The organism is Enterobacter cloacae, from assembly GCF_013375935.1.
Classification (GTDB): Bacteria; Pseudomonadota; Gammaproteobacteria; order Enterobacterales; family Enterobacteriaceae; genus Enterobacter; species Enterobacter pasteurii.
The window spans coordinates 2,414,218-2,439,280 of the sequence record NZ_CP056117.1; the positions used below are offsets into that span (position 1 = coordinate 2,414,218).

Here is a 25,063-nt window from a genome sequence, read left to right on the forward strand (position 1 = left end):
CTCTCCTCATCGGTTCTGAATGATGTCAGACACAGATAACCGTATTTATGTATCGGAGAGATTTGCCGGAGGCGCCGTTTTGTACCCGTCTGTCAGCGTGGCGCGCTGGATACAGTGCGATACAGTTTGCCTGCCGGGAAGACGGGCAATGGCAATCGCCAGCGTCTGGACAGAATTTTGAGGAGAGGGATCGCCGGCGTTATTCGGTTATTGCAACACCATCTGAGGAACTAGCGTTCTGGCGCGTCGACGGTCAGGCTGGTTTGCTGTGACTGGATTTTGTCCTGATGGTGATACCAGGCGCCAATGGAGGAGTACACAAAGCGTCCAAAGAAAAACAGAAAGCTGATGAGCAGTATGATGCGGGTCATTCGGGTGTTAAATCGATGTCGTTTTCGCATACGCGTAGCCTGACTCACTTTCTTTTCCTGAGTATACCCTTCCGGGCGATGCGGCTATTAAGGCACAACCGCACGAAGGGGTCAATTCGATGAAGTGTAAAATACCGTCAATGCTTACATTAATATATGTTATTAAAAACAACGCATTTATTTATCGCATTGATAACTACAGGAAAAATAATTAAAAAAAACGTAAGAAAGATTTAATCAGATAAAATTGTTTGATTTAAGTCAACGGGATTGCGTCGTTGATATTTAAAATCCCTCCTCCACTGTGCTTGCCAGGAATTTTCCGGGCGACGTGTACGTCAGGTTGGATGCCTGTCTTCACTTACCCTCTGGAACGAAAGGGTTGTAAACGAGCATCTATGAAAATTCACCACATCCTGAAGCAGAATAAAAACCGCTGGTGGGCGCTTCCTCTTATTTTACCCGTGGCGTTACTCCCGGTGCTCAGCGTGGCGAATACCCTAACGCAGTTGGGCGACGGTATCGTTGCGCTCTACTATTTACCCCTCTCTTTTTTGCTGACGCTGATGCTGTTTTTTGGCCTGGAAGCCATTCCGGGCGTTCTGGTGTCGCTATTTATCCGCTATTACCCGGCCGTTGGGCTCTATGAAACCGTGGCCGGCATTCTTCATTTTATCGTCCCGCTGGTGCTCAGCTGGGGCGGCTACCGCGTGTTTGCTCCCCGACGTAATATGACCGCTTACGGTGACGTAAGGCTGATGGGGCAGCGCATGTTCTGGCAGGTATTCTGCCCGGCAGCGCTGTTTCTGGCGCTGTTTCAGTTTGCGGTTTATCTCGGCGTTTATGAGTGCCGCCAGAGCCTCGCGGGGTTAAACCCCTTTAATATCCGAACCCTCATCAACTATCAGGCGCTGCTGGTGAGCGGGCTGACGGGGGTACCGCTCAGCTATCTGCTGATCCGCCTGATTCGCCATCCGCGCTATATCAAAGCGCTACTGTCACAGCTCCGCGCGCAAATAGAAAAAAAGGTAACGGTTGTTGAGTTTGTGGTGTGGTTTATCGCCCTCGGCGGGCTGCTGGGCATGTTGCTCCTGCCCATGAATATCAACAGCTCTATTTTCAGCACCAACTATACGCTGTCCCTGCTGATGCCCGTGATGCTCTGGGGGGCAATGCGCTTCGGCTATAAGCTGATGTCGATTATCTGGACGCCGGTTTTGCTGGTGTCGATACACTATTTTTATCACTACATTCCGCTGAATCAGGGCTATGACATCCAGCTGGCCATTACCTCCTCCAGCTATCTGGTCTTTTCCTTCGTTGTGATTTACATGGCGATGCTGGCAACACGCCAGCGGAGCATCAACATTCGTTCCCGCAGACAGGCATTCCTCGATCCGATATTGCATATGCCCAACCTGCGGTCGCTGTCGCGTGAGCTTGCCGCGAATCCGTGGTCGGCGCTCTGTTTGCTGCGCGTGCCTGAACTGGAAGTGCTGGGGCGCAATTACGGGGTTTTGCTGCGGATCCAGTACAAACAGCAGCTGGCGCAATGGATAAACGGCACGCTTCAGCCCAACGAGCGGGTCTACCATCTTACCGGGTTTGACATGGCGGTGCGCCTGAATGCGGAGTCCCATCAACAGCGCATCGAGGCGCTGGACGAGCACATTAAGCAGTTCCGTTTTGTCTGGGATGGGATGCCGGTGCAGCCGCAGGTTGGCGTGAGCTACTGCTACGTGCGCTCGCCGGTTAATCACCTCTACCTGGTGCTGGGCGAGCTGGGCCTGGTTGCCGATCTCTCACTTTCAACCAACCACCCGGAAAACCTTCAGCAGCGCGGCGCTGTTCATTTGCAGCGTAGCCTGAAAGATAAGGTGGCGATGATGAGCCGTTTGCAGGCGACGCTGGAGCAGAACGCCTTTACCCTGCTGGTTCAGCCCGTCCGGGGGCTGCGGGGCGATCGTTACCACGAGGTACTGCTGCGGATGCGCGATGATAACGGCGCGCTGATTTTCCCTGAGCAGTTCCTGCCCGTCGCGCAGGAGTTTGGCTTATCCTCGCGCGTCGATTTATGGGTGCTGGAGCGTACGCTGCGTTTCCTGGCGGAGCACCGACAGCGGCTGCCAGGCCAGCGCTTTGCCATCAATCTCGCACCGTCTACCGTCTACCGGTCGCAGTTTCCGCTTGAGGTGAATCGCCTGCTGGCTAAATACGCCATTGAAGCGTGGCAGCTGATCTTCGAAGTGACCGAAAGCAGCACCCTGGGCCGTACGGACCTGGCCGCCCCCACGCTCAGGCAGTTACAAAAGATGGGCATACGCATCGCAATTGATGATTTTGGCACCGGCTACGCCAGCTATGCGCGGCTGAAAAGCGTGGATGCCGACATCCTCAAAATAGACGGCGGCTTTATCCGTAATATTGTCAGCAACAGCCTGGACTACCAGATTGTGGCCTCGATTTGCCATCTGGCCCGGATGAAGAAAATGCTGGTGGTGGCGGAATGCGTGGAAACAGAAGAGATACGTAGCGCGGTTCACGCGCTAGGTATCGATTACGTTCAGGGATATCTGATAGGCATGCCGGTTGAGCTGGAAACGCTGGCTGAAGCGCAGCCTCAGGAGAGCGCCTGAGGCGTTACGCCGCAACCTCGGCGCTCTCTTCTTCGATCTTCAACAGCCAGCCGGTGACCGCTTCCCAGTACTGCTGCTCTTTTTCCAGATCCAGCAGGACCAGCGCGTTCTGGCTAAACCAGTCGTGCGGGAAGCTCAGCGTCCAGTGATGGTCGTCCGTTTTCAGCTTCAGCGTCGGCGGGGTGGTGGTGGCCTGTCGCTGGTTGTTGAGCAATACGCCCAGGCGCAGCAGCTGAATTAAAGGCAGGAACTGCTTTTTCTTGAACAGCGTAAAGCGCGGCAGATCGTCGAGCTTGATCGCCTTGCGGTGGTAGCGCACCAGCGTGGCCATCATGGTCTGCTGCTCCTGGTTAAAGCCCGGCAGATCGCTGTTTTGCAGGATATAGGCCGAATGGCGATGCATCCCGCTGTGGTTGATGTTCAGCCCCACCTCGTGCAGCATCGCGGCCCATTTCAGCAGTGCGGCAAGCTGGGGGTGGGCAAGCTTCGGATTCTGCTCTTCCCACTGCTCGTACATCTGAACCGTGGTTTCCAGCACGCGCTTCGCCTGCTCGCGGTCGATGTTGTACTGGTTCGCCAGGCTCTGCGCGGTGCGGCTACGAATGTCCTGATGGCGGAAGCGTCCTTCCATCTCGTACAGCACGCCTTCGCGCAGGGCGCCGTCAGAGAGGCGCAGCTCTTTGATCGCCAGGGCGTCAAACACGCCGCAGAGGATCGCCAGCCCCGGCACGAATACCGCTTTTCGCTCGTCCGACAGGCCCGGCAGGCTCAGGGCATCAAAGCTCTTATGCTTAAGCACCTCTTCGGTAAGCTTCACCAGCCGCTCAGGAGTAATAAACCCGTCTTTTTCACCCATTGCCAGCAGCACTTCGTGGGCGGCTTTAATCGAACCCGAAGCCCCCAGCGCCACGTTCCAGCCCTGAATACGATACTGCCAGGCCAGATTTTCCAGTTTCTGAACCGCGGCCATGCGCGCGCGCTGGAAGTTTTCGCGGGTAATTACCCCCCCCCGGGAAATACATCTGCGCGAAGCTGACGCAGCCCATCCGGCGGCTCTCCACCAGGCGCGGCTCGAAGTCTTCGCCAATCACCAGCTCCGTTGAGCCACCGCCGATATCAATCACCAGCTTGCGGCCTTTTTCCGGCTGGGTGTGCTCAACGCCCATAAAAATCAGGCGCGCTTCCTCGTTCCCGGAGATGATCTCAATCGGGTAGGGGATAACCTTTTCCGCGCGCTTGAGAAATTCCGGCGCGTTCAGCGCCTGGCGCAGCGTATGCGTCCCGACGATGCAGACGCTGGAGGGCGAAAAGCCCTGAAGACGTTCTGCGAACAGCGACAGGCAGTTCAGGCCGCGCTCCATTGCCTCTTCGCTCAGCATATTACGCGCGTCCAGACCGTCGGCCAGATGCACGCGCTGCTTCAGGCGACCGATGATCTGCATCGCGCCATCCACCACGCGGGCGATGACCATGTGAAAACTGTTTGAGCCAAGATCGACCGCGGCGAACTCCTGCGGGCGTGGGGTGTTATCGTTTATTGGCATAGGTTAATCGGGTTGCTCAAGTGATTTGATATAATCGTAAATCGCCAGTTGCGACCGCACTTTACGGCGATTGCCGCGCGGTACATAGCGGTTACTGAGTTCTTTGTCGATATAGCGTGCTTTCACCGTATCGCTGAACAGGATCTCGATAATGTCGAGGATCCGCTGCTTCAGGCGTGGGTCCAGCAGCGGCGCCGCCACTTCAATACGGTAATCAATATTACGCGTCATCCAGTCGGCGGATGAGAGGTAAACGCGCTTATCGCCGGCGTTATCAAAAATATAGACGCGATCGTGTTCAAGATAGCGATCCACAATGCTGATCACGCGGATATTATCGCTGATCCCTTCCAGTTCCGGAATGAGTGAACACATGCCGCGAATAAGCAGGTTTACCGGAACGCCGGAGCTGGAGGCCGCGTACAGGCGGTCCACCAGGCCTTTGTCCACCAGGTTATTGAGCTTCAGCGTAATGCCGGACGACAGGCCGTTCTGCGCATTGGCGATCTCTTTGTCGATCATATCGTACAGCAGGCGGCGCGAGTTCTGCGGTGAAACCAGCAGATAGTCGAAGCTAACCGGGCGGTACGGGTTCTCAATGAAGTTGAACACCCGACGCACTTCGTTGGTGATGCGCGCATCGGCAGTCAGCAGCGAGTAGTCGGTGTAAATACGCGCCGTTTTCTCGTTAAAGTTGCCGGTACCGATATGGGCGTAACGCACCACGTCGTCGCCCTCTTTACGGGAGATCAGGAACAGCTTGGCGTGAATTTTCAGCCCCGGCGCGGAGAAGATGACGTGCACGCCCGCTTCCGTCAGGCGGCGCGCCCAGTGGATGTTGGCTTCTTCGTCGAAACGCGCCTGGAGTTCAACCACAACGGTGACTTTTTTGCCGTTGTGCGCCGCGTGGATCATCGCGTCGATGATGCGGGAATCTTTCGCCACGCGATAGATGTTGATTTTAATCGCCAGCACGTTCGGGTCGAACGACGCCTGCCGCAGCAGTTCCAGCACGTGTTCAAAGGTGTGGTACGGATAGTAGAGCAGCACATCGCGCTCGCGGATGGCGTCGAACCCGTTGCGGAACTTATCGAACCAGATATGGCGCAGCCGCGGCAGCGGTTTGTTTACCAGATTGGCTTTGCCGACGTTCGGGAAGCCGATGAAATCTTTAAAGTTGTGGTAACGCCCGCCGGGAATAATGGAGTCGTAGCGGGAGATGGTCAGCTTGTCGCGCAGCATTTCGACCATCGCATCCGGCATATCGCGCTGATAGACAAAGCGCACCGGCTCTGCCGTGAGGCGCTGCTTGAGGCTGGAGGACATCAGCTCCATCAGGCTGGCTTCCATCTCATGAACCAGATCGTACTCGGCGTCGCGGGTCATCTTCATCGAGTAGGCGTTTAGCGCGTCGTAATCGAAGAAGCCTTTGAAGATATCGTCCAGGCAGTAGCGCAGGATGTTATCGAGCAAAATCATTGGCTTGCGTCTGCGCGGGGTTTCCGGCGGCAGGTTCACAAAGCGCGGGACTTTATCAGACGGTATCTCCAGCAGCGCGTAGCTAATATTCTCACCGCGAATGATTTCCACGGCCAGATAGGTGTAATCATCCTTCAGGAACTGCACCAGATCGGTTTCACGGTTGATCAGAATCGGGGTGATGTGCTGGCGCAGATAATGTTTGAAATAGTGGCGCAGCCAGTTTTGCTGGTTCGCGGAAAGCTGACGTTCGTTAATCAGGAAGATTTGGTTACGCGCCATTTCCAGCAGCAGCTCGTTATAGAGGCCATCAAATTCCTGATCGGCTTTCATTACGCGAGACTGGATTTTGCCCAGCAGGTGGCGCGAATGCGAGTTTAAGCCCTGTTCTTCGCTGATGATGATTCTGCGCTTCAGTTCAGCAAAACGAACCTTATAGAATTCATCCAGATTGTTGGAATAGATGCCTAAAAAGCGCATACGCTCAATCAGCGGGTTACTTTTATCGGCCGCTTCCTGAAGTACACGTTCGTTGAATGCTAACCAGCTTAGCTCTTTCTCGATGTATAACTTTTCCTGACCCATTACAGCTCACACTCCAGTTCAATCACAGGACGTGGTAAATCCGTCTCGTCCTTATTATGGCGAGCATTTCCACGATATGTCCAACAGTGCCAGAAAAGTATGACAGTTATTTTTTTTGTTGGGGATTTTAGAGGGTTGGAGAAGGGGATATCGGGTAATGCCGCGTGCAGGTCGGGTGAGCGTGGCACCACCCGACACGATAAACTACGCTTCGGCCGCATAGCCCTGCGGGGGCAGCTTAACGCCGTCCAGCCAGGCTGCACCGTCGCGCATTGCCAGACGCCCGTCGACAAACCAGCTTACCACCAGCGGGTAAATGGCGTGTTCCTGCGTCTGCACGCGTTCGGTTACGTCATCTTCGCTGTCGCCCTCGAAGACCGGCACTTTCGCCTGCAAAATCACCGGGCCACCGTCCAGCTCGTCGGTGACGAAATGCACGGAGGTGCCATGCTCCTCGTCGCCGTTCTCCAGAACCTGACGATGGGTGTACAGGCCGGGATATTTTGGCAGCAGGGAAGGGTGGATATTGAGCAGGCGTCCGGCGTAGCGTTCAACGAACGCCGGGCTCAGGATACGCATGTATCCGGCCAGCACCACCACGTCGGGCGCGTAGGCGTCAATCTCCTGCATCAGCTCGCGGTCAAATGCCTCGCGGCCGGCAAACTGGCTGGCTTCCAGCGCGTGCGCCGGGATATTCGCTTCCCGCGCACGCTCAAGGCCGAACGCATCGGCCTTGTTGCTGAATACTGCCCGAATGGTGCCATTGATTTTCTTCTGCCTGCAGGCGTCGATGATTGCCTGCAAATTGCTTCCGTTACCGGAAATGAGCACCACGATGTTTTTCATTCAATGACCACACGCTGTTCGGAATCGGAGGCTTTAATCGTACCGATTTTCCACGCGTTTTCACCTTTTTCAGTCAGCAGCTTAACCGCTTTATCCGCTTCGCTGGCCGGCAGGGCGATAACCATGCCCACGCCGCAGTTAAAGGTGCGGTACATTTCGTGAGAGCTTACGTTGCCTGCGGTTTGCAGCCAGTTGAAGACGGACGGCCACTGCCATGAAGATTCGTCGATTACCGCCTGGGTATTGTCCGGCAGCACGCGCGGAATGTTTTCCCAGAAGCCGCCGCCGGTCAGGTGGGCAATAGCGTGAACGTCAACGTTCGCGATCAGGTCCAGCACGTTTTTCACGTAGATGCGGGTCGGGGCCAGCAGGTGATCGGCCAGCGGTTTGCCGTCCAGCTCGGTGGTCAGCGGGTCACAGCCGCTCACTTCGAGGATTTTACGCACCAGGGAATAGCCGTTGGAGTGCGGACCGCTGGAGGCCAGCGCAACCAGCACATCGCCGTCGGCCACTTTGCTGCCGTCGATAATTTCTGATTTTTCTACCACGCCGACGCAGAAGCCCGCGACGTCATAATCTTCACCGTGATACATGCCCGGCATTTCAGCGGTTTCACCGCCGACCAGCGCACAGCCTGACTGCAGGCAGCCTTCGGCAATGCCGTTAATGACGCTGGCTGCGGTATCCACGTCCAGTTTGCCGGTTGCGTAGTAATCCAGGAAGAACAGCGGCTCGGCGCCCTGTACCACCAGGTCGTTGACGCACATTGCCACCAGATCGATACCGATCGTGTCGTGACGCTTAAGATCCATCGCCAGGCGCAGTTTTGTACCCACACCATCCGTACCCGAGACCAGCACAGGTTCACGATATTTTTGCGGCAGCGCGCACAGTGCGCCGAATCCACCCAGGCCACCCATCACTTCCGGGCGGCGGGTTTTTTTCACCACACCTTTGATTCGGTCAACCAGCGCATTACCTGCGTCAATATCAACACCGGCATCTTTGTAGCTGAGAGAAGTTTTGTTGGTCACGGCTTAAATCCCCACGCGATTGCATAGCTAGTAAGAAAAATCGGCGCAATTCTAACAGTCCAGGCAAACGTTTGCGAGCCTATTCTCGGGGCGGGGATCTTTTTTTCACTCTCGCTCGTGCGGGCCGACAAACATGACTCTGTTCACGAAAATGAAACCGGTTTCGGCGAACTGCTTGCAACCGTTATCCCCTTTGCACATCATCGAAATGAAACCGGTTTCTGTAACTGTTTTTGCAGAAAATAACGCAGAATGAGGGAAAGCGAATGTCAGGATTTAAAGCAGGTTTTCTGTGGGGTGGGGCCGTTGCGGCGCATCAGCTTGAAGGCGGCTGGAAAGAGGGCGGCAAGGGCGTGAGCGTTGCCGACGTCATGACGGCGGGGGCCCACGGGGTGCCGCGTGAAATCACCAACGGCGTGCTGGAGGGGAAAAATTACCCTAACCACGAAGCCATCGACTTCTACCACCGCTATAAAGAAGACGTCAAACTCTTTGCCGAGATGGGGTTCAAATGCTTCCGCACCTCTATCGCCTGGACGCGTATCTTCCCGAAAGGCGACGAGCTGGAGCCGAACGAAGCGGGCCTCAAATTCTATGACGATCTGTTCGACGAGTGCCTGAAGCACGGTATCGAACCGGTGATCACGCTTTCCCACTTCGAGATGCCTTTCCACCTGGTGACGGAATACGGCGGCTGGCGCAACCGTAAGCTTATCGACTTCTTTGTCCGCTTCGCGACGGTCGTTTTTGAGCGCTACCAGCATAAGGTGAAGTACTGGATGACCTTTAACGAGATCAACAACCAGGTCAACTTCCACGAGGACTTCGCGCCGTTTACCAATTCCGGGCTGAAATACGCACCGGGTGAAGATCGCGAGCCGGTCATGTTCCAGGCGGCGCACTATGAGCTGGTGGCCAGCGCCCTGGCGGTGAAGGCGGGGCGCGAGATCAACCCGTCGCTGCAAATCGGCTGCATGATTGCCATGTGTCCAATCTATCCGCTGACCTGCGCTCCGGACGATATGATGATGGCGATGAACGCCATGCATCGCCGCTACTGGTTCACCGACGTCCACGTGCGCGGCAAATATCCGCAGCACCTGCTGAACTACTTTGAACGTCGCGGCTTCGCGCTGGACATCACCGAAGAGGATAAAGCGGCGCTGGCCCAGGGCTGCGTGGACTACATCGGCTTCAGCTATTACATGTCCTTCGCCACCAAAGCGACGGCGGATAATCCGGAGCTGGATTACGACGAGAGCAAGAGCCTGGTTTCCAACCCGTACGTGCAGAAATCCGACTGGGGCTGGCAGATCGATCCGGTTGGGCTGCGCTACTCCCTCAACTGGTTCTGGGATCACTACCAGCTGCCGCTGTTCATCGTTGAGAACGGCTTTGGCGCGATTGACGTGCAGGAGAGCGACGGCACGGTGAACGACCAGTACCGCATTGATTATCTCTCCGCGCACATCCGCGAGATGAAAAAAGCGGTGGTGGAAGATGGCGTGGATCTGATGGGTTACACCCCGTGGGGCTGTATCGATCTCGTTTCTGCCGGCACCGGTGAAATGAAGAAACGCTACGGCTTTATCTTTGTTGATAAAGATAACGAAGGTAACGGCACGCTGAACCGCAGCAGGAAAAAGTCGTTTGACTGGTATAAGCAGGTGATTGCCAGCAACGGGGAACAGCTATAATTGCCCGGTGGCGCTGCGCTTGCCGGGCCTGCGGGGTTTCCAGGCCGGGGAAGCGTTAGCGCCACCCGGCAGAACCTCGCACCAAAGCCGGAGCCTTGTCTCCGGTTTTTTTACGCGTTAATCATTTTGATTGATATACGTCAAGCAAGATGGGTATGGCGCAATCCGAAAAAAGCGGTATAATCCCGCGATTTTTTTGCGGATGCCACCTCAGAGGAGAAAGAGAATGAAGATTGTGGAAGTGAAACACCCACTCGTTAAACACAAGTTGGGCCTGATGCGTGAGCATGACATCAGCACGAAGCGTTTTCGCGAACTGGCTTCTGAAGTGGACAGCCTCCTGACCTACGAAGCAACCTCCGATCTGGAAACGGAAAAAGTGACCATCGAAGGCTGGAACGGCCCGGTACAGGTTGAACAGATCAAAGGTAAAAAAATTACCGTTGTGCCGATCCTCCGTGCGGGTCTGGGCATGATGGAAGGCGTGCTGGAGCACGTGCCAAGCGCGCGTATCAGCGTGGTGGGGATCTATCGTGACGAAGAGACCCTTGAGCCAGTCCCGTACTTCCAGAAGCTGGTTTCCAACATCGACGAGCGTATGGCGCTGGTGGTTGACCCGATGCTGGCGACCGGTGGTTCCATGATCGCCACCATCGACCTGCTGAAAAAAGCAGGATGCAGCAGCATCAAGGTGCTGGTTCTGGTCGCGGCGCCGGAAGGTATCGCGGCGCTGGAAAAAGCGCACCCGGACGTTGAACTCTATACCGCATCCGTCGACCAGGGGCTGAACGAGCACGGGTACATCATCCCGGGGCTTGGCGATGCCGGCGATAAGATTTTTGGTACCAAATAATCGAATAACGATAAAGAAGCCGACTTTGATAGTCGGCTTTTTTTTGAATAAAAACCCATAACAATGACACTCAGAGGAAAACACTATGACGCGCCGTGCTATCGGGGTGAGTGAAAGACCGCCGCTTTTACAGACAATCCCGCTTAGTTTGCAGCACCTGTTCGCCATGTTTGGCGCAACCGTGCTGGTGCCAATCCTGTTTCACATTAACCCGGCTACCGTGCTGCTGTTCAACGGCATCGGAACGCTGCTTTACCTCTTCATCTGTAAAGGCAAAATCCCGGCATATCTCGGGTCGAGCTTTGCCTTTATCTCCCCGGTGCTGCTGCTGTTACCGCTGGGTTATGAGGTCGCCCTGGGCGGCTTTATCATGTGTGGGGTGCTGTTCTGCCTGGTGTCCTTCATTGTGAAGAAAGCGGGTACCGGCTGGCTGGACGTGATGTTCCCGCCTGCGGCGATGGGCGCAATCGTTGCCGTCATCGGCCTGGAGCTGGCGGGCGTGGCGGCGAACATGGCCGGCCTGCTGCCGGCGGACGGTCAGTCGCCTGACACCAAAACCATCATCATCTCGCTGGTGACGCTCGGCGTGACGGTGTTTGGTTCCGTGCTGTTCCGCGGCTTTATGGCAATTATCCCGATCCTGATCGGCGTGCTGGCGGGCTATGCGCTCTCCTTCGTAATGGGCGTTGTGGACACCACCCCCATTGCCGAGGCGCACTGGTTCGCGCTGCCAACCTTCTATACCCCGCGCTTCGAATGGTTTGCTATCTTCACCATTCTGCCTGCCGCGCTGGTGGTGATTGCCGAGCACGTCGGCCACCTGGTGGTGACGGCGAACATCGTTAAGCGCGATCTGATCCGCGACCCGGGCCTGCACCGCTCCATGTTTGCGAACGGTTTTTCCACCATTATCTCCGGTTTCTTCGGCTCCACGCCAAACACCACGTACGGTGAGAACATCGGCGTGATGGCAATTACCCGCGTTTACAGCACCTGGGTTATCGGCGGCGCGGCAATCATCGCCATTCTGCTCTCCTGCGTCGGCAAGCTGGCGGCGGCGATCCAGATCATCCCCGTCCCGGTGATGGGCGGCGTGTCTCTTCTGCTGTACGGGGTGATCGGTGCCTCCGGTATTCGCGTGCTGATTGAATCCAAAGTGGATTACAGCAAGGCGCAAAACCTGATCCTGACCTCCGTTATCCTGATTATCGGCGTGAGCGGTGCCAAGGTGCACATCGGTGCGGCCGAGCTGAAGGGCATGGCGCTGGCGACCATCGTGGGCGTCGGCCTGAGCCTGATTTTCAAGCTGATCTCGGTGATCCGCCCGGAAGAGGTGGTGCTGGACGCTGACGAAAGCGAAAAAGCGCCACGCTGATCGTAAAGCCGGGCGACGGATCGCCCGGTTCTCTCCTTGCAGGTTCCGTGTTAAACTCCATTCCGATTTTATGTAAGATCTCTGGTTGAGGTATTTCTGAACGGACCGGCACAGCTCTCTCTGCCACTTTATCTCCCTGACGACGAAACTTTTGCGAGTTTCTGGCCGGGTGATAACCCCTCTTTACTGGCTGCACTGCAAAACGTGCTGCGCCAGGAACACAGCGGATACATCTATATCTGGTCACGCGAGGGCGCGGGGCGCAGCCATCTGCTGCATGCGGCCTGTGCTGAACTCTCCGCGCGCGGTGACGCGGTAGGCTACGTGCCGCTGGATAAACGTACCTGGTTTGTGCCTGAGGTGCTCGAGGGCATGGAACATCTCTCCCTGGTCTGCATCGATAATATCGAATGCGTGGCGGGGGACGAGCCGTGGGAAATGGCGATCTTTAACCTCTACAACCGTATTCTGGAGTCGGGCAAAACCCGGCTGCTGATCACCGGGGATCGCCCGCCGCGCCAGCTTAATCTTGGGCTGCCGGATCTGGCGTCTCGCCTGGACTGGGGGCAAATCTACAAGCTCCAGCCGCTGTCGGATGAAGACAAGCTCCAGGCGCTTCAGCTGCGCGCAAGGCTGCGCGGCTTCGAGCTGCCGGAGGACGTGGGGCGTTTCCTGCTGAAGCGGCTGGATCGCGAAATGCGCACGCTGTTCGATACGCTCGATCAGCTCGATCGCGCCTCCATTACCGCCCAGCGCAAGCTGACTATTCCGTTTGTGAAAGATATTCTCAAGCTCTAGCTGCGCCGGGCCTGAGCTCTTCCATCAGGTGCTCCACCAGTAGCGGAATCGGCCTTCCCGACGCCACGCTTCGTCCGTTCTCACGCCACAGCGCCGTTCCGCTGATGTCCAGATGCGCCCACGGGATCGTCGGCGGACAGAAATGGTGTAGCAGCCACGCCGCCGAGGCGCTGATTGCCGCATTGTTGGGGGGCGTATTGCACAGGTCGGCAATGGCGCTGTCGGTCTGCTTTTTCAGCCGCGCATCCAGCGGCAGCGACCATACCTCGTCACCGCTTCGTTTTCCCGCCTGCGTCAGCGCCTCGCGCAGCGGCTCGTCCTGCGTCATCAGCCCGCTCAGCTCATACCCCAGCGCCTTCACGACCGCGCCCGTTAAGGTTGCCATATCAATGATATAGCGCGCCTGTGGGTGCTTCCGGCTGGCCCAGGCAATGGCGTCCGCCAGCACCAGCCTGCCTTCGGCATCGGTATTGTTGATTTCAACGGTGGTGCCGTTGCAGGCCGTCGCCACCGTGCCGGGCTGCATGGCGTCCGGGCCGATGGCGTTTTCTGCCAGCGCCAGCACCCCCATGATGCGGACCGGCAGGCCCAGTTCAGCAACGCTCAGCATTAACCCAAGCACGTTTGCCGCGCCGCACATGTCATATTTCATGGTGTACATGCCTGCGCCTTCCTTCAGCCGCAGGCCGCCGGTATCAAAGGTAATGCCTTTTCCCACATAGCAACGCACCGGGCCGTCGTTCGCACCATCATAATGAATAGCAAGCAGACGCGGCGGGCAGGTCGCCCCTTTGCCAACGGCGTGCAGCAGCCCAAGGCCCTGCTCAACGATATCCTTTTCGTTCAGCACCTCGCAGCGCAGGGCAGGGAAGGCGGCGCAGCGTTTTTGCGCTTCCTCTACCATATGCTGCGGCGTGCAGCGGTCGGACGGGGTATCCGCCAGACGCCGCGCCGCGACCATGCCGCGGGCGATGGCCTGCTGCTGGCGGAAGAACGTCTCAAGCCTCGCCTGCTGCTCCGGCACGCAGAGGGCGGTGATGCGCGTAATGCGCGCTGCCGAAGGGTCCGTTTGCTTCAGCCCCAGGTCGCTAAGCCTGTGCGCCTGATTAAAGAGAAAGCGCAGCACCTGCGCCAGCACCACCTCATCAATATCCGTTACGTCCAGCACGATGTCGGCGCTGGCCGGCGCGGCAACCAGCGGCCGCAGCGCGGTGAGTAACCCTTCGGTCAGGGCGTCATGCCAGAGCGCGTCCGGCAGCAGGGTGATGCGGGCAAAGGGCGCGCAGCCAAAGCGCGCGTCCGCAATGCTGTGCTGCTGGCGCATTTCAGCGAGAAGCGCGCTGTCCGGTAAATGGGCGCTGGAAGCGGGCGCAATCAGGTGGCCCTGCGGCGCTGCGTCTGCAAGCGCGGTGATAAACTGATAAGCGATCATCATGACTCCTCAATGGGCGCGCGGATGCGTGCGGCATAGGCCTGCATCCACGCCTCGTCCACGGCGTGATAGTGGGTTTTCTCCCGCAGGCGCTCGGTACGAAAAACCGTAAGAGGCTGGCGGGCCGTTGCGACCACAAACGAAAAGGTTTTGATGTTCGTCGCGGCACCGAATTCGCCCCGGTTATTCATGCACACCACGGAGAGATCGCCAACCCGGCCAAAGCGCGACATCAGCTTGTCCTCCAGTTCGAACACCACCGAATCCGCCGCCTGCTGCGGCGTCATGCCCTGCGCCATCCGGCGCACGATTTCATAGCTGGTGCAGCCTTTCATCAGATCTTCACCGACGCCCGTCGCGGTCGCCGCGCCGGTTTCGCTGTCGCAGTAAAAGCCGGAGCCGACGATCGGCGAGTCGCCGAGGCGACCGCGTTTTTTCATAAACAGGCCGCTGGTGGAGGTCGCTACGCTCATGGAGCCCTGCATATCCAGACCGATAATGCCGACGGTGTCGTGCCCGTCGTACGGGCTCAGGCCTTTGTCCAGCGTCTCCCGGCAGCGCTTGCGGTAGTGCTGCATGGCGCGGTCGGTAAGCATGGTTTTGTCGCTAAAGCCCTGGCTCAGTGCCCATTCGCGCGCGCCCTGGCCAACCAGCAGGCTGTTGTAGCGCTGGCGGCTGAGCGCATGGGCCACGCGCACCGGGTTGGCAATATCCACCAGATTCCCTACGGCGCCGAACGCCAGCGTGTCGCCGTCCATGTACGCCGCATCCAGCTCCACCTCGCCGTTCTCGGTGGGCAGCCCGCCGTAGCCGACGGATTTATACAGCGGGAAGTCCTCCACGGCGGCGACGGCGTCAACCACCGACGCAGCGGCCGGTTTTCCCGCCGCCAGGGCAGAAGCAGACTCCGTTACCCCTTCAAGCGCCATTCGCCAGGTTGCGATAATTCCCCACATGCTTTACTCCTGTTTTGCAAGGGTGGTGTCGGTTTGCGTCACCGTGGACAGCTCCGCGGCGCGGTACTGTTTATCCACTATACGCATGAAGGGCAGGTACAGCATGGCGCCAATCAGCAGGTTGATTAGCTGCATCACGCTGCCGCTCAGGTGCCCGGTGACGATAAATCCGCTGATGACCGGCGGCAGCGTCCAGGGAATAAATACCCCGGTGGTGACGGCAACCGCGCCAATTTTCATCGCCGCGTACTGCACGGTGACCAGCACCAGCGGCACCAGGTTGAACGGAATGAGCATGATGGGGTTCATGATCACCGGCAGGCCGAACAGTATCGGTTCGTTGATGTTAAACACCGATGCTCCGGCGCCGAGGCGGGCCACTTCGCGCATGTTTTTACTGCGGGCAAAAATCAGCATCGCGATCACCAGCGACAGCGTGGCCCCGGCGCCCCCCATCCAGATCATGTCAAAAAACTGTTCCGTGATGATGTGCGGCGGCGTCGTTCCCGCCTGAATCGCGGCAATGTTATCGGTCTGGTTCTCCATCCACAGCGGGCGAATAATGCCGTTGATCATCGAGCCGGAGTTAATGCCCACCGACCACAGAATGGTGATGCTGAAGACCGTCATCAGCGCGCCAAAATAGGAGGTGCCATAGTGACGTACCGGCGTTGCAACCACGTCATAAATAAACTGGTGGATAGTGTTGTAGTGGGTATTTTCAAACAGGATGCGGATCGCCAGCACCAGAATCATCACCAGCAGGGCCGGGATCAGCGCGGCGAAGGACTCCTGCACCGCCGGAGGTACCCCGTCCGGCATTTTAATAACCAGCTTTTTGCGCTTCAGCCAGCAGAACAGCTCCGTCCACAGCAGGGAGCCGATCATCGCCACGAACAGCCCCTTACTGCCAATCCACTCTACCGGCATGACGGTAATACCGCCGTTTTCCGCCACCCTGATGAAGGGCGTCAGGATCAAAAAGGCGACAAGCGCGAGGATGCCGCAGGAGATGCGGTCTTCGCCATAATGTTCCGCCAGGCGGTAGGCGACCAGAAAGCTGATAAACAGCGACATGGTCGAGAACACCGCGTTGAACGGGATCTCAATAATTGCACTCCAGCTCTCACCAAAGACCTGAGACATAAACTGCTGGTAGGCCTGGTTCGGGAATGAGGAGATCACCAGCAGAATGGAGCCGACAATGATAAACGGCATGAATGAAACGTAGGCACCGCGAATGGCCCCAAGATGACGCTGCTGGGCGGTCTTCGCCGCCAGCGGCATCAGTTTTGCTTCAAGAAATCCCAGAACATTGTTCATTGTGAACTCCGTACAAGATTGAGAGGTGTTGTTTATGTTATGTCTGTGGATTATCAGTGAAGCGCGGCGAGCGAAAGGTGAAATCGGTCACAAAGCATTCGCTGATGCACTATAAATCTCACAAGGTTGGTTTCGGAGATCTTCGCGATGGAAATTAAGCTGCACGCCAATGCCACCACCACGCCGCGCATCCGCCGCTATCTGCAACGGTCGGATAAGAGCGACAGGGAGCTGGCCGTCGAGCTGGGTATTTCGGTCACGACCGTCAGGCGCTGGCGCAACCGCGAGCAGGTTTCGGACAACCACACCACGCCAAAAGTGATACACAAGGCGCTGAGACAGGAACAGGTTTCGCTGGTAAACGCCCTGCGGGATATTACCGGCGCACCGCTGGATGAACTGCTGATGATGGTCAATGACGGGCTCGGGATCGCCGTTTCCCGCGCCACCCTGAACCGCTACCTCAAACCGGCCTCTGCCAGGCAAAAGGACGCGTCGCTGCAGGGTAAAAAGGCGCTGAAGGCAGGCATCGTGCCGCAAAAGCTGCTGCTATGGCATCAGCCGCTGTCGCTGCATATGGACGACGGCGGGGAGCAACATCTGCTCTGGGCGCGTGAACCCGTCAGCGGCTGGTGCTACGCCCGGCTTTATGCGGGCTTTTCCCCGCAGCTGCTGACCCACTGGGTAAACGCGGCGCTGGCTGCCTGTCCGGCTGATATTCATTGTGTTGAGACTTTCGGGCTGGAAGTGAAGCTGCCGGAGCGTAGCGTCACTGTAAGAGTGCATTCACGGTACAATCTCGCCGTTCAGGTCCCTGTGCCGCTACGCGAAATCATTCCGCGCGTAAATAGTGAACCCGCGGCGGAGCTGTTGATCCAGCTGTGCGATTTTTATAACCGGGGAAAAGCGCAGAAAAAACTGGGAGAGAGTACGCCGCAGGCGTTTCTGGAAGCGCTGCGGCGTAACGATTAGACGATTTCGAGCACGTCTTCCGGCGGCCTGCCGATACGCGCCTTGCCGTTCGCAACCACAATCGGGCGCTCAATCAGCTTTGGATTCTCGACCATGGCCTGGATGAGCCGATCTTCGGTGAGATGCGGGTCGTTCAGGTTGAGCGTCCTGTACAGATCCTCTTTCTGACGCATCAGCTCGCGCGCGCTGCCCATATCAAGCATCTTAAGCAGCTGGCGGATCGTCTGCGCGTCCGGCGGCGTCTCCAGATACAGCACCACCTCGGGGTCGACGCCGTTAGACTTCAGCAGGCTGAGGGTATCGCGGCTCTTGGAGCAGCGAGGGTTATGGTAAATTTTTACCGCGTCTGTCATGACTTCTCCTTTAATTACATCTTCTCGTACGGCTTAAAGCGCAGCTGCAGGGCGCGCAGCTGGTCGATTCGCGCATCGTAGCGGGCCTGCTGCAGGCTGCCGAGCTTCACCTGCGAACTGGCGCTGCTTAACAGAGAGATGGCCTGATCGAGCCGTCCCGCCAGCGCCAGCCCTTCCGCACGCGCGGCCAGCTCCTGATCGCGGTTACCCAGTTGCCCCTGCGCCTGGGCGAGCAGCTCCCAGCCGTTCTGGTCATCTTTATTGTTAAAGGTGTAGCGGTTCAGAATGGTCACCGCCTCGCCGGGCTTGCCGCCCTGCAGGTACGCGTTCGCCAGGTTAAGCTGCAGTACCGGGTTATTGCGAATGTCTTTCGCCCCTTTCAGGCGATTGATCGCATCGGTTGCTTTTTTCTGCCCCAGATCGATATCGGTGGCGAGGTCGAGGTACCACGGGTTATTTGGCTCCGACGCCAGCAGCGGCTGTAGCGCTTTACGCGCTTCATCGTATTTGCTGGCCTCCATCGCCTGGAGCGCCTGACCATATTGCGCCGCGTTTTTCTCGCGGATGTTGCCTTTTGCCAGCGTATCCAGCAGATCGCTGGTGAGCTGGTTACGCCCGGAGTTGTACATGCCGAGCGTTCTCACTTTTGCCATGTAGAAATCCTGCGATGACTGCACGACCACCGGACGCATCTGGTTGGCGCGGTTACGCGCATCCGAAAGTCGGCTTTCCGGCAGCGGGTGGGTCAGCAGAATTTCCGGAGGACGCGACGAGTAGCGCGCCTGATCGAGCAGCTTTTCCAGGAAGCTCGGCATGGCCTGCGGATCAAAGCCCGAACGCTGCAATACCTGAATGCCGATGCGGTCTGCCTCCTGCTCGTTCTGTTGGGTAAAGCTGATCATCCCCTGACGCGTACCCGCCAGCGTCCCGGTCAGCGCCGCCATCCCGGCCTGCGGGCTGGCCATAGCCAGCAGTATGGAGCCCAGCGCGCCAACCCAGGTCAGCGGGGCGTTACGCTTCTGGTCTTCCATCGCACGCGCCAGGTGGCGCTGGGTGACGTGTGAAATTTCGTGCGCCATGACCGACGCCAGCTGGCTTTCGTTATCGGAATAGCGGAATAACGCCGAATGCAGCACCACGTTTCCGCCAAAGAAGGCGAAGGCGTTGATCTCGTCGTTATTGATTAAAAAGAAGTGGAAGGGGGTTTTTACCGAATCCGCGTGCGCCACCAGACGCATCCCCAGACCGTTGATGTACTGCACCAGCAAAGGATCGTTGATCAGTGGAGCACTGCCGCGCAGTTGGCGTACGTAATAATCCCCCATCTGCATCTCCTGCCCGATGGAGAGCGTGCTTCCTGCCGTGGTGCCCATGTCCGGCAATGAATCGGACGAGTCAGCGAAAGCGGGCAACACCTGACCCACCGTCACTGCGGCAATCAGTGTCGCAACCAGTGTTTTTCTCAACTGCCTGAACATAACCACTGTCCTGTATTTTGGATGTGCTAATTTGACCGATGAACCCGCATAACGTTCATCTCCGCTGCTCTGCGAGTGTAGCCGTGTTAGGAGATGAAGAAAATCCCATTCATCAGGGTTTTGCGAAACCTGACAGTGATACAAAAAGGAAAGTCTTTTTTGTGACAGTTAGATACAATTCGTCCCTCACTCCCGCTATTCGATTCAGGGAAGGGTTGTATGCTCGAAATGTTAATGCAGTGGTACCGGCGTCGGTTCAGTGACCCGGAAGCCATTGCTTTGCTGGTCATTCTGGTTGCCGGGTTCGGTATCCTGTTCTTCTTTAGTGGCCTGCTGGCTCCGCTGCTGGTGTCGCTTGTCCTGGCGTATCTGCTGGAGTGGCCAACGGCGCGTCTGGAACATATCGGCTGTTCCCGCCGCTGGGCCACCAGCATCGTGCTGGTGCTGTTTGTCGGTATTCTGCTGTTAATGTCCTTCGTGGTTATGCCTATCGCCTGGCAGCAGGGGATTTACCTGATCCGCGACATGCCCGGCATGCTCAATAAGCTGTCTGACTTTGCCGCCACGCTGCCGCGTCGCTACCCTGCGCTGATGGACGCCGGGATCATCGACGCGATGGCCGAAAATATGCGCGCCCGCATCATGACCATGGGCGACTCGGTGGTGAAATACTCTCTGGCCTCGCTGGTGGGGCTGCTGACCCTGGCCGTTTATCTGGTCCTCGTGCCGTTAATGGTCTTCTTCCTGGTGAAGGATAAAGAGCAGATGCTGAACGCGGTGCGCCGGGTGCTGCCGCGCAATCGCGGCCTGGCAGGGCAGGTCTGGCAGGAGATGAACCAGCAGATCACCAACTACATTCGCGGCAAAGTGCTGGAGATGATAGTGGTGGGCGTAGCGACCTGGATTGGCTTCCTGATCTTCGGGCTGAATTACTCGCTGCTGCTGGCGGTGCTGGTCGGATTTTCGGTTCTGATCCCGTACATCGGCGCGTTTGTGGTGACCATTCCGGTGGTGGGCGTTGCGCTGTTCCAGTTTGGCCTGGGCACGGAATTCTGGAGCTGTTTCGCCGTATACCTGATTATTCAGGGGCTGGACGGTAACCTGCTGGTGCCGGTGCTGTTCTCCGAGGCGGTGAACCTGCATCCGCTGGTGATTATCTTATCGGTGGTCATTTTCGGCGGGCTGTGGGGCTTCTGGGGCGTGTTTTTCGCTATTCCGCTGGCGACGCTTATCAAGGCGGTAGTTCACGCGTGGCCGGATGTGCCGGCGGTGGAAGAGAAGTAGGCTTAGTGCAGCCTGATGCCCCTCTCTCGCGGGGGGAGGGGGCAAACGCAAAAAACGGCAACCAGGGTTGCCGTTTTGCTGTTTATCAGGCGCTTTGTTTGATCCAGTTCAACACCACGTCGTGGTGATTGCTGGTTTTGAAATCATCAAACACGTGTTCAACTTTACCGTCAGCGTCAATCAGGAAGCTGATGCGGTGAATACCGTCGTAGGTTTTGCCCATAAAGGACTTCTCGCCCCAGACGCCAAACTGCTCGCAGACCTGGTGGTCTTCATCGGAAAGCAGCGTGAAGTTCAGCAGCTCTTTTTCCGCAAAGCGTGACAGCTTCTCTGGCTTATCGGTGCTGATGCCCAGCACTTCTACACCGGCTTTTTTCAACTCATCCATGTTGTCGCGTAATCCGCAGGCCTGTACGGTACAGCCCGGGGTCATGGCTTTCGGGTAAAAATAGACCAGAACACGCTGTCCCTGGAAGTCGGTCAAATTTACTTGCTCACCGTCTTGATCCGGCAAGCTAAATTTCGGTGCGAGATCACCGGCTTTCAGTGGGTTCATTACTCAACTCCATCCTGTTCATGCTGCGAATAATTGACGACGCTTATACTGCCCTGCGCGTGTAATTCTGTACAGAGGGCTTTGAACGCCTGCTCGATATTTGACGCATCCTGCGAGGCAGGGCTGTGCGCGGTAATTTGAATAAACAGCGTCGGGATTGCGTTTTCATCACCCGGCTGCGTGCGGGAAACCAGTTCGGCAATGTTCATCTGATGGCTGTCAAACAGCGCCGTAAAACGTTCAATCAGATGGGGTGAATCAGGCACTTCAACCTGCACCCAGACCGTAGCAGGCAGAGCCGGACGCGGGCGCGCGGTGGTGCGCTTCATCACAATCAGTAAATCCAGCTCTGCGCCTTTCAGCGGCAGGGTAGATTCGATAAGGGTAATGGCATTCCATGTCCCGGAAAGCAGCATAATGAACGTGAACTCTTCGCCAAGCATAGCCAGACGGCTGTCTTCGATATTGCAGCCGCAGCTGCTCACGTGACGAGTGATGGTGTTCACGATACCCGGCCTGTCAGCACCCAGCGCAGTGATAACCAGGTAATGTTGTGATGAGGTTGTCAAACCTGTTCTTCCTTTGCGTGGTTAAGTCTTCCTAAGGAAAGCATAAAAAAAACATGCATACAACCGCCCGAGCGCCTCAGGTCGCTTGCTTTTATTACAGTTCCAAACGTAACATTGAGACTCTTGTTCGCACAGAGGATGGCCCATGTTCACGGGAAGTATTGTCGCGCTTGTTACACCGATGGATGAAAAAGGTAATGTCTGCCGGTCAAGCATGAAGAAGCTGATTGATTATCATGTCGCCAATGGAACCTCGGCGATCGTTTCGGTAGGGACTACCGGTGAATCCGCAACGCTGAGTCACGACGAGCATGGCGACGTTGTGATGCTTACCCTGGAGCTGGCTGACGGACGTATTCCGGTCATCGCGGGTACCGGCGCAAACGCAACGGCTGAGGCGATTAGCCTGACTCAACGTTTTAACGACAGCGGCATTGTTGGCTGTCTGACGGTCACGCCTTACTACAACCGTCCTACGCAGGAAGGGTTGTTCCAGCATTTCAAAGCCATCGCAGAACATACTGACCTGCCACAAATTCTGTATAATGTGCCGTCCCGTACCGGTTGCGATATGCTGCCGGAAACCGTTGGCCGTCTCTCGAAAGTAAAAAATATTATCGGGATTAAAGAGGCGACAGGGAACTTAAGCCGCGTTCATCAGATCAAAGAGCTGGTTTCAGACGACTTTATCCTGTTGAGCGGTGATGATGCGACCGCGCTGGACTTTATGCAGCTCGGTGGTAACGGCGTGATTTCCGTGACGGCGAACGTTGCGGCGCGCGATATGGCTGACATGTGCAAGCTGGCCGCAGCCGGTCACTTTGATGAAGCTCGCGTGATTAATCAGCGTCTGATGCCGTTGCACAATAAATTATTTGTCGAACCCAATCCGATCCCAGTGAAATGGGCATGTAAGGAGTTGGGGCTTGTAGCAACCGACACGCTGCGTCTGCCAATGACACCGATTACCGACCATGGTCGTGAAATCGTCGCTGGCGCGCTGAAGCATGCCGGTTTGCTGTAAAGTTTAGGGAGATTTGATGGCTTATTCAGTACAGAAGTCGCGCCTGGCGAAGGTTGCGGGTGTTTCGCTTGTTATGCTCCTCGCTGCCTGTAGTTCAGACTCGCGCTACAAGCGCCAGGTGAGCGGTGATGAATCCTATCTGGATTCGCCGCCGCTTGCTGAACTTCACGCGCCTGCCGGTATGATCCTGCCGATTCAGAACGGTGATTATAATATTCCGGTCACTAACGGCAGCGGTCTGGTAGGGAAAGCGCTTGATATTCGTCCGCCAGCTCAGCCTCTGGCGCTGGTGAGCGGCGCGCGCACCCAGTTTACGGGTGACACCGCCTCTCTGCTGGTGGAAAGCGCACGCGGCACCACGCTGTGGCCGCAGGTGGTGAGCGTGATCCAGTCGAAAAATTACGCGATTGATAAACGCGACGACGCCAGCCAGACGTTAACCACCGACTGGATTGAGTGGAACCGTCTCGATGAAGATCAGCAGTATCGCGGTCGTTATCAAGTCTCCGTTAAGCCGCAGGGTTATCAGCAGGCGGTTACCGTTAAGCTGTTGAATCTTGAGCAGGCGGGTAAACCGGTTGCCGATCCGGCCGCCATGCAGCGCTACAGCACCGAAATGCTGAACGTGATTGCGGCAGGTCTCGATAAAAACGCCACCGACGCCGCTAACGCCGCGCAGAACCGTAACGGCTCAACGTTTGACGTGCAGAGCGGTGCGGATGATACCGGTCTGCCAATGCTGGTGGTACGCGCACCGTTTAACCAGACCTGGCAGCGTCTGCCAGCCACGCTGGAAAAAGTGGGCATGAAGGTGACCGACAGCACCCGTTCAACGGGCAGCATCACAGCGACCTATAAGCCGCTGTCTGAGAGCGCCTGGCAGGAATTGGGCGCGCGCGATCCGCAGCTGCCTTCCGGCGATTATAAAATCCAGGTCGGCGACCTCGATAACCGCAGCAGCCTGCAGTTTATCGATCCGAAAGGACACACGCTGACCCAGGCGCAGAACGACGCGCTGGTCGCTGCCTTCCAGGCCGCATTCAGCAAATAAAAGCGAGGGCTGGTGAATCCAGCCCTTTTTATTTTCGTGCCACGCAAACGTGTGCGTGGCATAATATGCCCAGTTTTGAATACAAATCATCACACCAGGAGTAATGAAGATGCAGAAGCAAGCTGAGTTGTATCGTGGCAAAGCGAAAACCGTATACAGCACGGAAAACCCGGATCTGTTGGTGCTCGAGTTCCGCAATGATACGTCAGCAGGAGACGGCGCGCGCATTGAGCAGTTCGATCGTAAAGGCATGGTGAACAACAAGTTCAACCACTTCATTATGACCAAACTGGCCGAAGCCGGTATCCCGACTCAGATGGAAGCGTTGCTGTCCGATACGGAATGTCTGGTAAAAAAACTGGATATGGTGCCGGTTGAGTGCGTTGTCCGTAACCGTGCCGCAGGCTCCCTGGTGAAGCGTCTGGGCATTGAAGAGGGGATCGAACTGAATCCGCCGCTGTTCGACCTGTTCCTGAAAAACGATGCCATGCACGACCCGATGGTTAACGAATCCTACTGCGAAACCTTCGGCTGGGTGAGCAAAGAGAACCTGGCGCGTATGCAGGAGCTGACCTACAAGGCGAACGACGTGCTGAAAAAGCTGTTTGATGACGCGGGCCTGATCCTGGTCGACTTCAAGCTGGAGTTCGGTCTGTACAAAGGTGAAGTGGTGCTCGGTGACGAGTTCTCACCGGACGGCAGCCGCCTGTGGGACAAAGAGACGCTGGATAAGATGGACAAAGACCGTTTCCGTCAGAGCCTGGGCGGCGTGGTAGAAGCGTACGAAGCGGTTGCTCATCGTTTAGGCGTTAAGCTCGACTAATCTCCTCATTTGCCAAAGGATGTT

The 25,063-nt window shown here is 56.9% G+C and carries 21 protein-coding genes and 1 pseudogene; 10 read left to right on the top strand and 12 right to left on the bottom strand.

The window, feature by feature from the left end; translation table 11 throughout:
- Nucleotides 1–230: 230 nt before the first annotated feature.
- Nucleotides 231–401, bottom strand: a complete 171-nt coding sequence (locus tag HWQ14_RS11380; protein ID WP_176609775.1) for a YfgG family protein — start codon at nt 399–401, stop codon at nt 231–233.
- Between the two features lie 368 nt (nt 402–769).
- Here HWQ14_RS11380 and HWQ14_RS11385 point away from each other — a divergent pair, with 368 nt between their 5' ends.
- Complete coding sequence (locus HWQ14_RS11385) at nt 770–3,007, top strand: EAL domain-containing protein (protein WP_176609776.1); 2,238 nt, start codon at nt 770–772, stop codon at nt 3,005–3,007.
- Between the two features lie 4 nt (nt 3,008–3,011).
- Here HWQ14_RS11385 and ppx read toward each other — a convergent pair.
- The 4 genes and pseudogenes from ppx to purM form a co-directional block, all read right to left on the bottom strand.
- Nucleotides 3,012–4,551 (bottom strand): annotated as a pseudogene (ppx, locus tag HWQ14_RS11390) (exopolyphosphatase).
- Nucleotides 4,552–4,554: 3 nt separating this feature from the next.
- Nucleotides 4,555–6,615, bottom strand: a complete 2,061-nt coding sequence (gene ppk1 / locus HWQ14_RS11395; RefSeq protein WP_148420696.1) for a polyphosphate kinase 1 — start codon at nt 6,613–6,615, stop codon at nt 4,555–4,557.
- 204 nt (nt 6,616–6,819) lie between these two features.
- Nucleotides 6,820–7,461 carry a phosphoribosylglycinamide formyltransferase gene (gene purN, locus HWQ14_RS11400; RefSeq protein WP_148420697.1) on the bottom strand — a complete coding sequence of 214 codons (642 nt, stop codon included), beginning with the start codon at nt 7,459–7,461 and terminating at the stop codon, nt 6,820–6,822.
- Nucleotides 7,458–8,495, bottom strand: a complete 1,038-nt coding sequence (gene purM, locus HWQ14_RS11405) for a phosphoribosylformylglycinamidine cyclo-ligase (protein ID WP_148420698.1) — start codon at nt 8,493–8,495, stop codon at nt 7,458–7,460. Before purM ends, purN begins: the two co-directional genes overlap by 4 nt.
- A gap of 266 nt (nt 8,496–8,761) precedes the next feature.
- Between purM and HWQ14_RS11410 the strand changes: the two genes are divergently transcribed.
- From HWQ14_RS11410 to HWQ14_RS11425, 4 genes are all read left to right on the top strand, one after another.
- Nucleotides 8,762–10,192 carry a 6-phospho-beta-glucosidase gene (locus HWQ14_RS11410; RefSeq protein WP_176609777.1) on the top strand — a complete coding sequence of 477 codons (1,431 nt, stop codon included), beginning with the start codon at nt 8,762–8,764 and terminating at the stop codon, nt 10,190–10,192.
- 226 nt (nt 10,193–10,418) lie between these two features.
- The gene (gene upp, locus HWQ14_RS11415) at nt 10,419–11,045 is read left to right on the top strand and encodes a uracil phosphoribosyltransferase (protein WP_176609778.1); all 627 of its coding nucleotides are present in this window, start codon (nt 10,419–10,421) and stop codon (nt 11,043–11,045) included.
- An 85-nt stretch (nt 11,046–11,130) separates the two neighbouring features.
- On the top strand, nt 11,131–12,420 hold the full coding sequence (gene uraA, locus HWQ14_RS11420) for a uracil permease (protein ID WP_148420700.1): 1,290 nt from the start codon (nt 11,131–11,133) through the stop codon (nt 12,418–12,420).
- Between the two features lie 96 nt (nt 12,421–12,516).
- Nucleotides 12,517–13,218: a DnaA inactivator Hda gene (locus HWQ14_RS11425; protein ID WP_211482948.1), complete on the top strand. Its 702-nt coding sequence runs from the start codon at nt 12,517–12,519 to the stop codon at nt 13,216–13,218.
- Here the strand turns inward: HWQ14_RS11425 and HWQ14_RS11430 are convergent.
- Genes HWQ14_RS11430 through celB form a run of 3 tightly spaced genes read right to left on the bottom strand, consistent with a single transcriptional unit; the run spans nt 13,208 to nt 16,929 of the window.
- The gene (locus tag HWQ14_RS11430) at nt 13,208–14,650 is read right to left on the bottom strand and encodes a leucyl aminopeptidase family protein (RefSeq protein ID WP_176611186.1); all 1,443 of its coding nucleotides are present in this window, start codon (nt 14,648–14,650) and stop codon (nt 13,208–13,210) included. The two genes, HWQ14_RS11425 and HWQ14_RS11430, sit on opposite strands and share 11 nt — an antisense overlap.
- The gene (locus HWQ14_RS11435; protein ID WP_176609779.1) at nt 14,650–15,606 is read right to left on the bottom strand and encodes a N(4)-(beta-N-acetylglucosaminyl)-L-asparaginase; all 957 of its coding nucleotides are present in this window, start codon (nt 15,604–15,606) and stop codon (nt 14,650–14,652) included. Before HWQ14_RS11435 ends, HWQ14_RS11430 begins: the two co-directional genes overlap by 1 nt.
- Nucleotides 15,607–15,609: 3 nt before the next feature.
- Nucleotides 15,610–16,929 (bottom strand): PTS cellobiose transporter subunit IIC, encoded by a 1,320-nt coding sequence (celB, locus tag HWQ14_RS11440; protein WP_176609780.1) that lies wholly within the window; start codon nt 16,927–16,929, stop codon nt 15,610–15,612.
- A 147-nt stretch (nt 16,930–17,076) separates the two neighbouring features.
- Here celB and HWQ14_RS11445 point away from each other — a divergent pair, with 147 nt between their 5' ends.
- Nucleotides 17,077–17,901, top strand: a complete 825-nt coding sequence (locus tag HWQ14_RS11445) for an XRE family transcriptional regulator (RefSeq protein WP_176609781.1) — start codon at nt 17,077–17,079, stop codon at nt 17,899–17,901.
- Here HWQ14_RS11445 and arsC read toward each other — a convergent pair.
- Nucleotides 17,898–18,254, bottom strand: coding sequence for an arsenate reductase (glutaredoxin) (gene arsC / locus HWQ14_RS11450; RefSeq protein WP_176609782.1), 357 nt, complete (start codon nt 18,252–18,254; stop codon nt 17,898–17,900). The two genes, HWQ14_RS11445 and arsC, sit on opposite strands and share 4 nt — an antisense overlap.
- Before the next feature lie 14 nt (nt 18,255–18,268).
- The gene (gene bepA, locus HWQ14_RS11455; protein WP_176609783.1) at nt 18,269–19,732 is read right to left on the bottom strand and encodes a beta-barrel assembly-enhancing protease; all 1,464 of its coding nucleotides are present in this window, start codon (nt 19,730–19,732) and stop codon (nt 18,269–18,271) included.
- Nucleotides 19,733–19,951: 219 nt separating this feature from the next.
- Between bepA and HWQ14_RS11460 the strand changes: the two genes are divergently transcribed.
- The gene (locus HWQ14_RS11460) at nt 19,952–21,016 is read left to right on the top strand and encodes an AI-2E family transporter (RefSeq protein ID WP_148420706.1); all 1,065 of its coding nucleotides are present in this window, start codon (nt 19,952–19,954) and stop codon (nt 21,014–21,016) included.
- Between the two features lie 85 nt (nt 21,017–21,101).
- Here the strand turns inward: HWQ14_RS11460 and bcp are convergent, their stop codons facing one another.
- Nucleotides 21,102–21,572 (bottom strand): thioredoxin-dependent thiol peroxidase, encoded by a 471-nt coding sequence (bcp, locus tag HWQ14_RS11465; protein WP_148420707.1) that lies wholly within the window; start codon nt 21,570–21,572, stop codon nt 21,102–21,104.
- Nucleotides 21,572–22,141: a glycine cleavage system transcriptional repressor gene (locus HWQ14_RS11470; protein WP_148420708.1), complete on the bottom strand. Its 570-nt coding sequence runs from the start codon at nt 22,139–22,141 to the stop codon at nt 21,572–21,574. The genes bcp and HWQ14_RS11470 overlap by 1 nt, the downstream gene beginning before the upstream one ends.
- A 145-nt stretch (nt 22,142–22,286) precedes the next feature.
- Here HWQ14_RS11470 and dapA point away from each other — a divergent pair, with 145 nt between their 5' ends.
- The 3 genes from dapA to purC all read left to right on the top strand — a co-directional run bounded on the left by dapA (nt 22,287) and on the right by purC (nt 25,039).
- Nucleotides 22,287–23,165, top strand: a complete 879-nt coding sequence (dapA, locus tag HWQ14_RS11475; RefSeq protein ID WP_148420709.1) for a 4-hydroxy-tetrahydrodipicolinate synthase — start codon at nt 22,287–22,289, stop codon at nt 23,163–23,165.
- Between the two features lie 16 nt (nt 23,166–23,181).
- Nucleotides 23,182–24,216: an outer membrane protein assembly factor BamC gene (gene bamC / locus HWQ14_RS11480; RefSeq protein WP_148420710.1), complete on the top strand. Its 1,035-nt coding sequence runs from the start codon at nt 23,182–23,184 to the stop codon at nt 24,214–24,216.
- A gap of 109 nt (nt 24,217–24,325) precedes the next feature.
- Nucleotides 24,326–25,039, top strand: coding sequence for a phosphoribosylaminoimidazolesuccinocarboxamide synthase (gene purC / locus HWQ14_RS11485; protein WP_148420711.1), 714 nt, complete (start codon nt 24,326–24,328; stop codon nt 25,037–25,039).
- Nucleotides 25,040–25,063 lie beyond the last annotated feature (24 nt).

What these genes read in the sequence shown, in the direction of transcription:
- HWQ14_RS11445 (WP_176609781.1), top strand. Translation starts at nt 17,077, where the DNA reads ATGGAAATTAAGCTGCACGCCAATGCCACCACCACGCCGCGCATCCGC.
- HWQ14_RS11410 (WP_176609777.1), top strand. Translation starts at nt 8,762, where the DNA reads ATGTCAGGATTTAAAGCAGGTTTTCTGTGGGGTGGGGCCGTTGCGGCG.
- purC (WP_148420711.1), top strand. Translation starts at nt 24,326, where the DNA reads ATGCAGAAGCAAGCTGAGTTGTATCGTGGCAAAGCGAAAACCGTATAC.
- HWQ14_RS11385 (WP_176609776.1), top strand. Translation starts at nt 770, where the DNA reads ATGAAAATTCACCACATCCTGAAGCAGAATAAAAACCGCTGGTGGGCG.
- celB (WP_176609780.1), bottom strand. Translation starts at nt 16,929, where the DNA reads ATGAACAATGTTCTGGGATTTCTTGAAGCAAAACTGATGCCGCTGGCG.
- upp (WP_176609778.1), top strand. Translation starts at nt 10,419, where the DNA reads ATGAAGATTGTGGAAGTGAAACACCCACTCGTTAAACACAAGTTGGGC.
- arsC (WP_176609782.1), bottom strand. Translation starts at nt 18,254, where the DNA reads ATGACAGACGCGGTAAAAATTTACCATAACCCTCGCTGCTCCAAGAGC.
- HWQ14_RS11435 (WP_176609779.1), bottom strand. Translation starts at nt 15,606, where the DNA reads ATGTGGGGAATTATCGCAACCTGGCGAATGGCGCTTGAAGGGGTAACG.
- bamC (WP_148420710.1), top strand. Translation starts at nt 23,182, where the DNA reads ATGGCTTATTCAGTACAGAAGTCGCGCCTGGCGAAGGTTGCGGGTGTT.
- ppk1 (WP_148420696.1), bottom strand. Translation starts at nt 6,615, where the DNA reads ATGGGTCAGGAAAAGTTATACATCGAGAAAGAGCTAAGCTGGTTAGCA.
- bcp (WP_148420707.1), bottom strand. Translation starts at nt 21,572, where the DNA reads ATGAACCCACTGAAAGCCGGTGATCTCGCACCGAAATTTAGCTTGCCG.
- HWQ14_RS11430 (WP_176611186.1), bottom strand. Translation starts at nt 14,650, where the DNA reads ATGATCGCTTATCAGTTTATCACCGCGCTTGCAGACGCAGCGCCGCAG.
- bepA (WP_176609783.1), bottom strand. Translation starts at nt 19,732, where the DNA reads ATGTTCAGGCAGTTGAGAAAAACACTGGTTGCGACACTGATTGCCGCA.
- dapA (WP_148420709.1), top strand. Translation starts at nt 22,287, where the DNA reads ATGTTCACGGGAAGTATTGTCGCGCTTGTTACACCGATGGATGAAAAA.
- HWQ14_RS11460 (WP_148420706.1), top strand. Translation starts at nt 19,952, where the DNA reads ATGCTCGAAATGTTAATGCAGTGGTACCGGCGTCGGTTCAGTGACCCG.
- HWQ14_RS11380 (WP_176609775.1), bottom strand. Translation starts at nt 401, where the DNA reads ATGCGAAAACGACATCGATTTAACACCCGAATGACCCGCATCATACTG.
- purN (WP_148420697.1), bottom strand. Translation starts at nt 7,461, where the DNA reads ATGAAAAACATCGTGGTGCTCATTTCCGGTAACGGAAGCAATTTGCAG.
- uraA (WP_148420700.1), top strand. Translation starts at nt 11,131, where the DNA reads ATGACGCGCCGTGCTATCGGGGTGAGTGAAAGACCGCCGCTTTTACAG.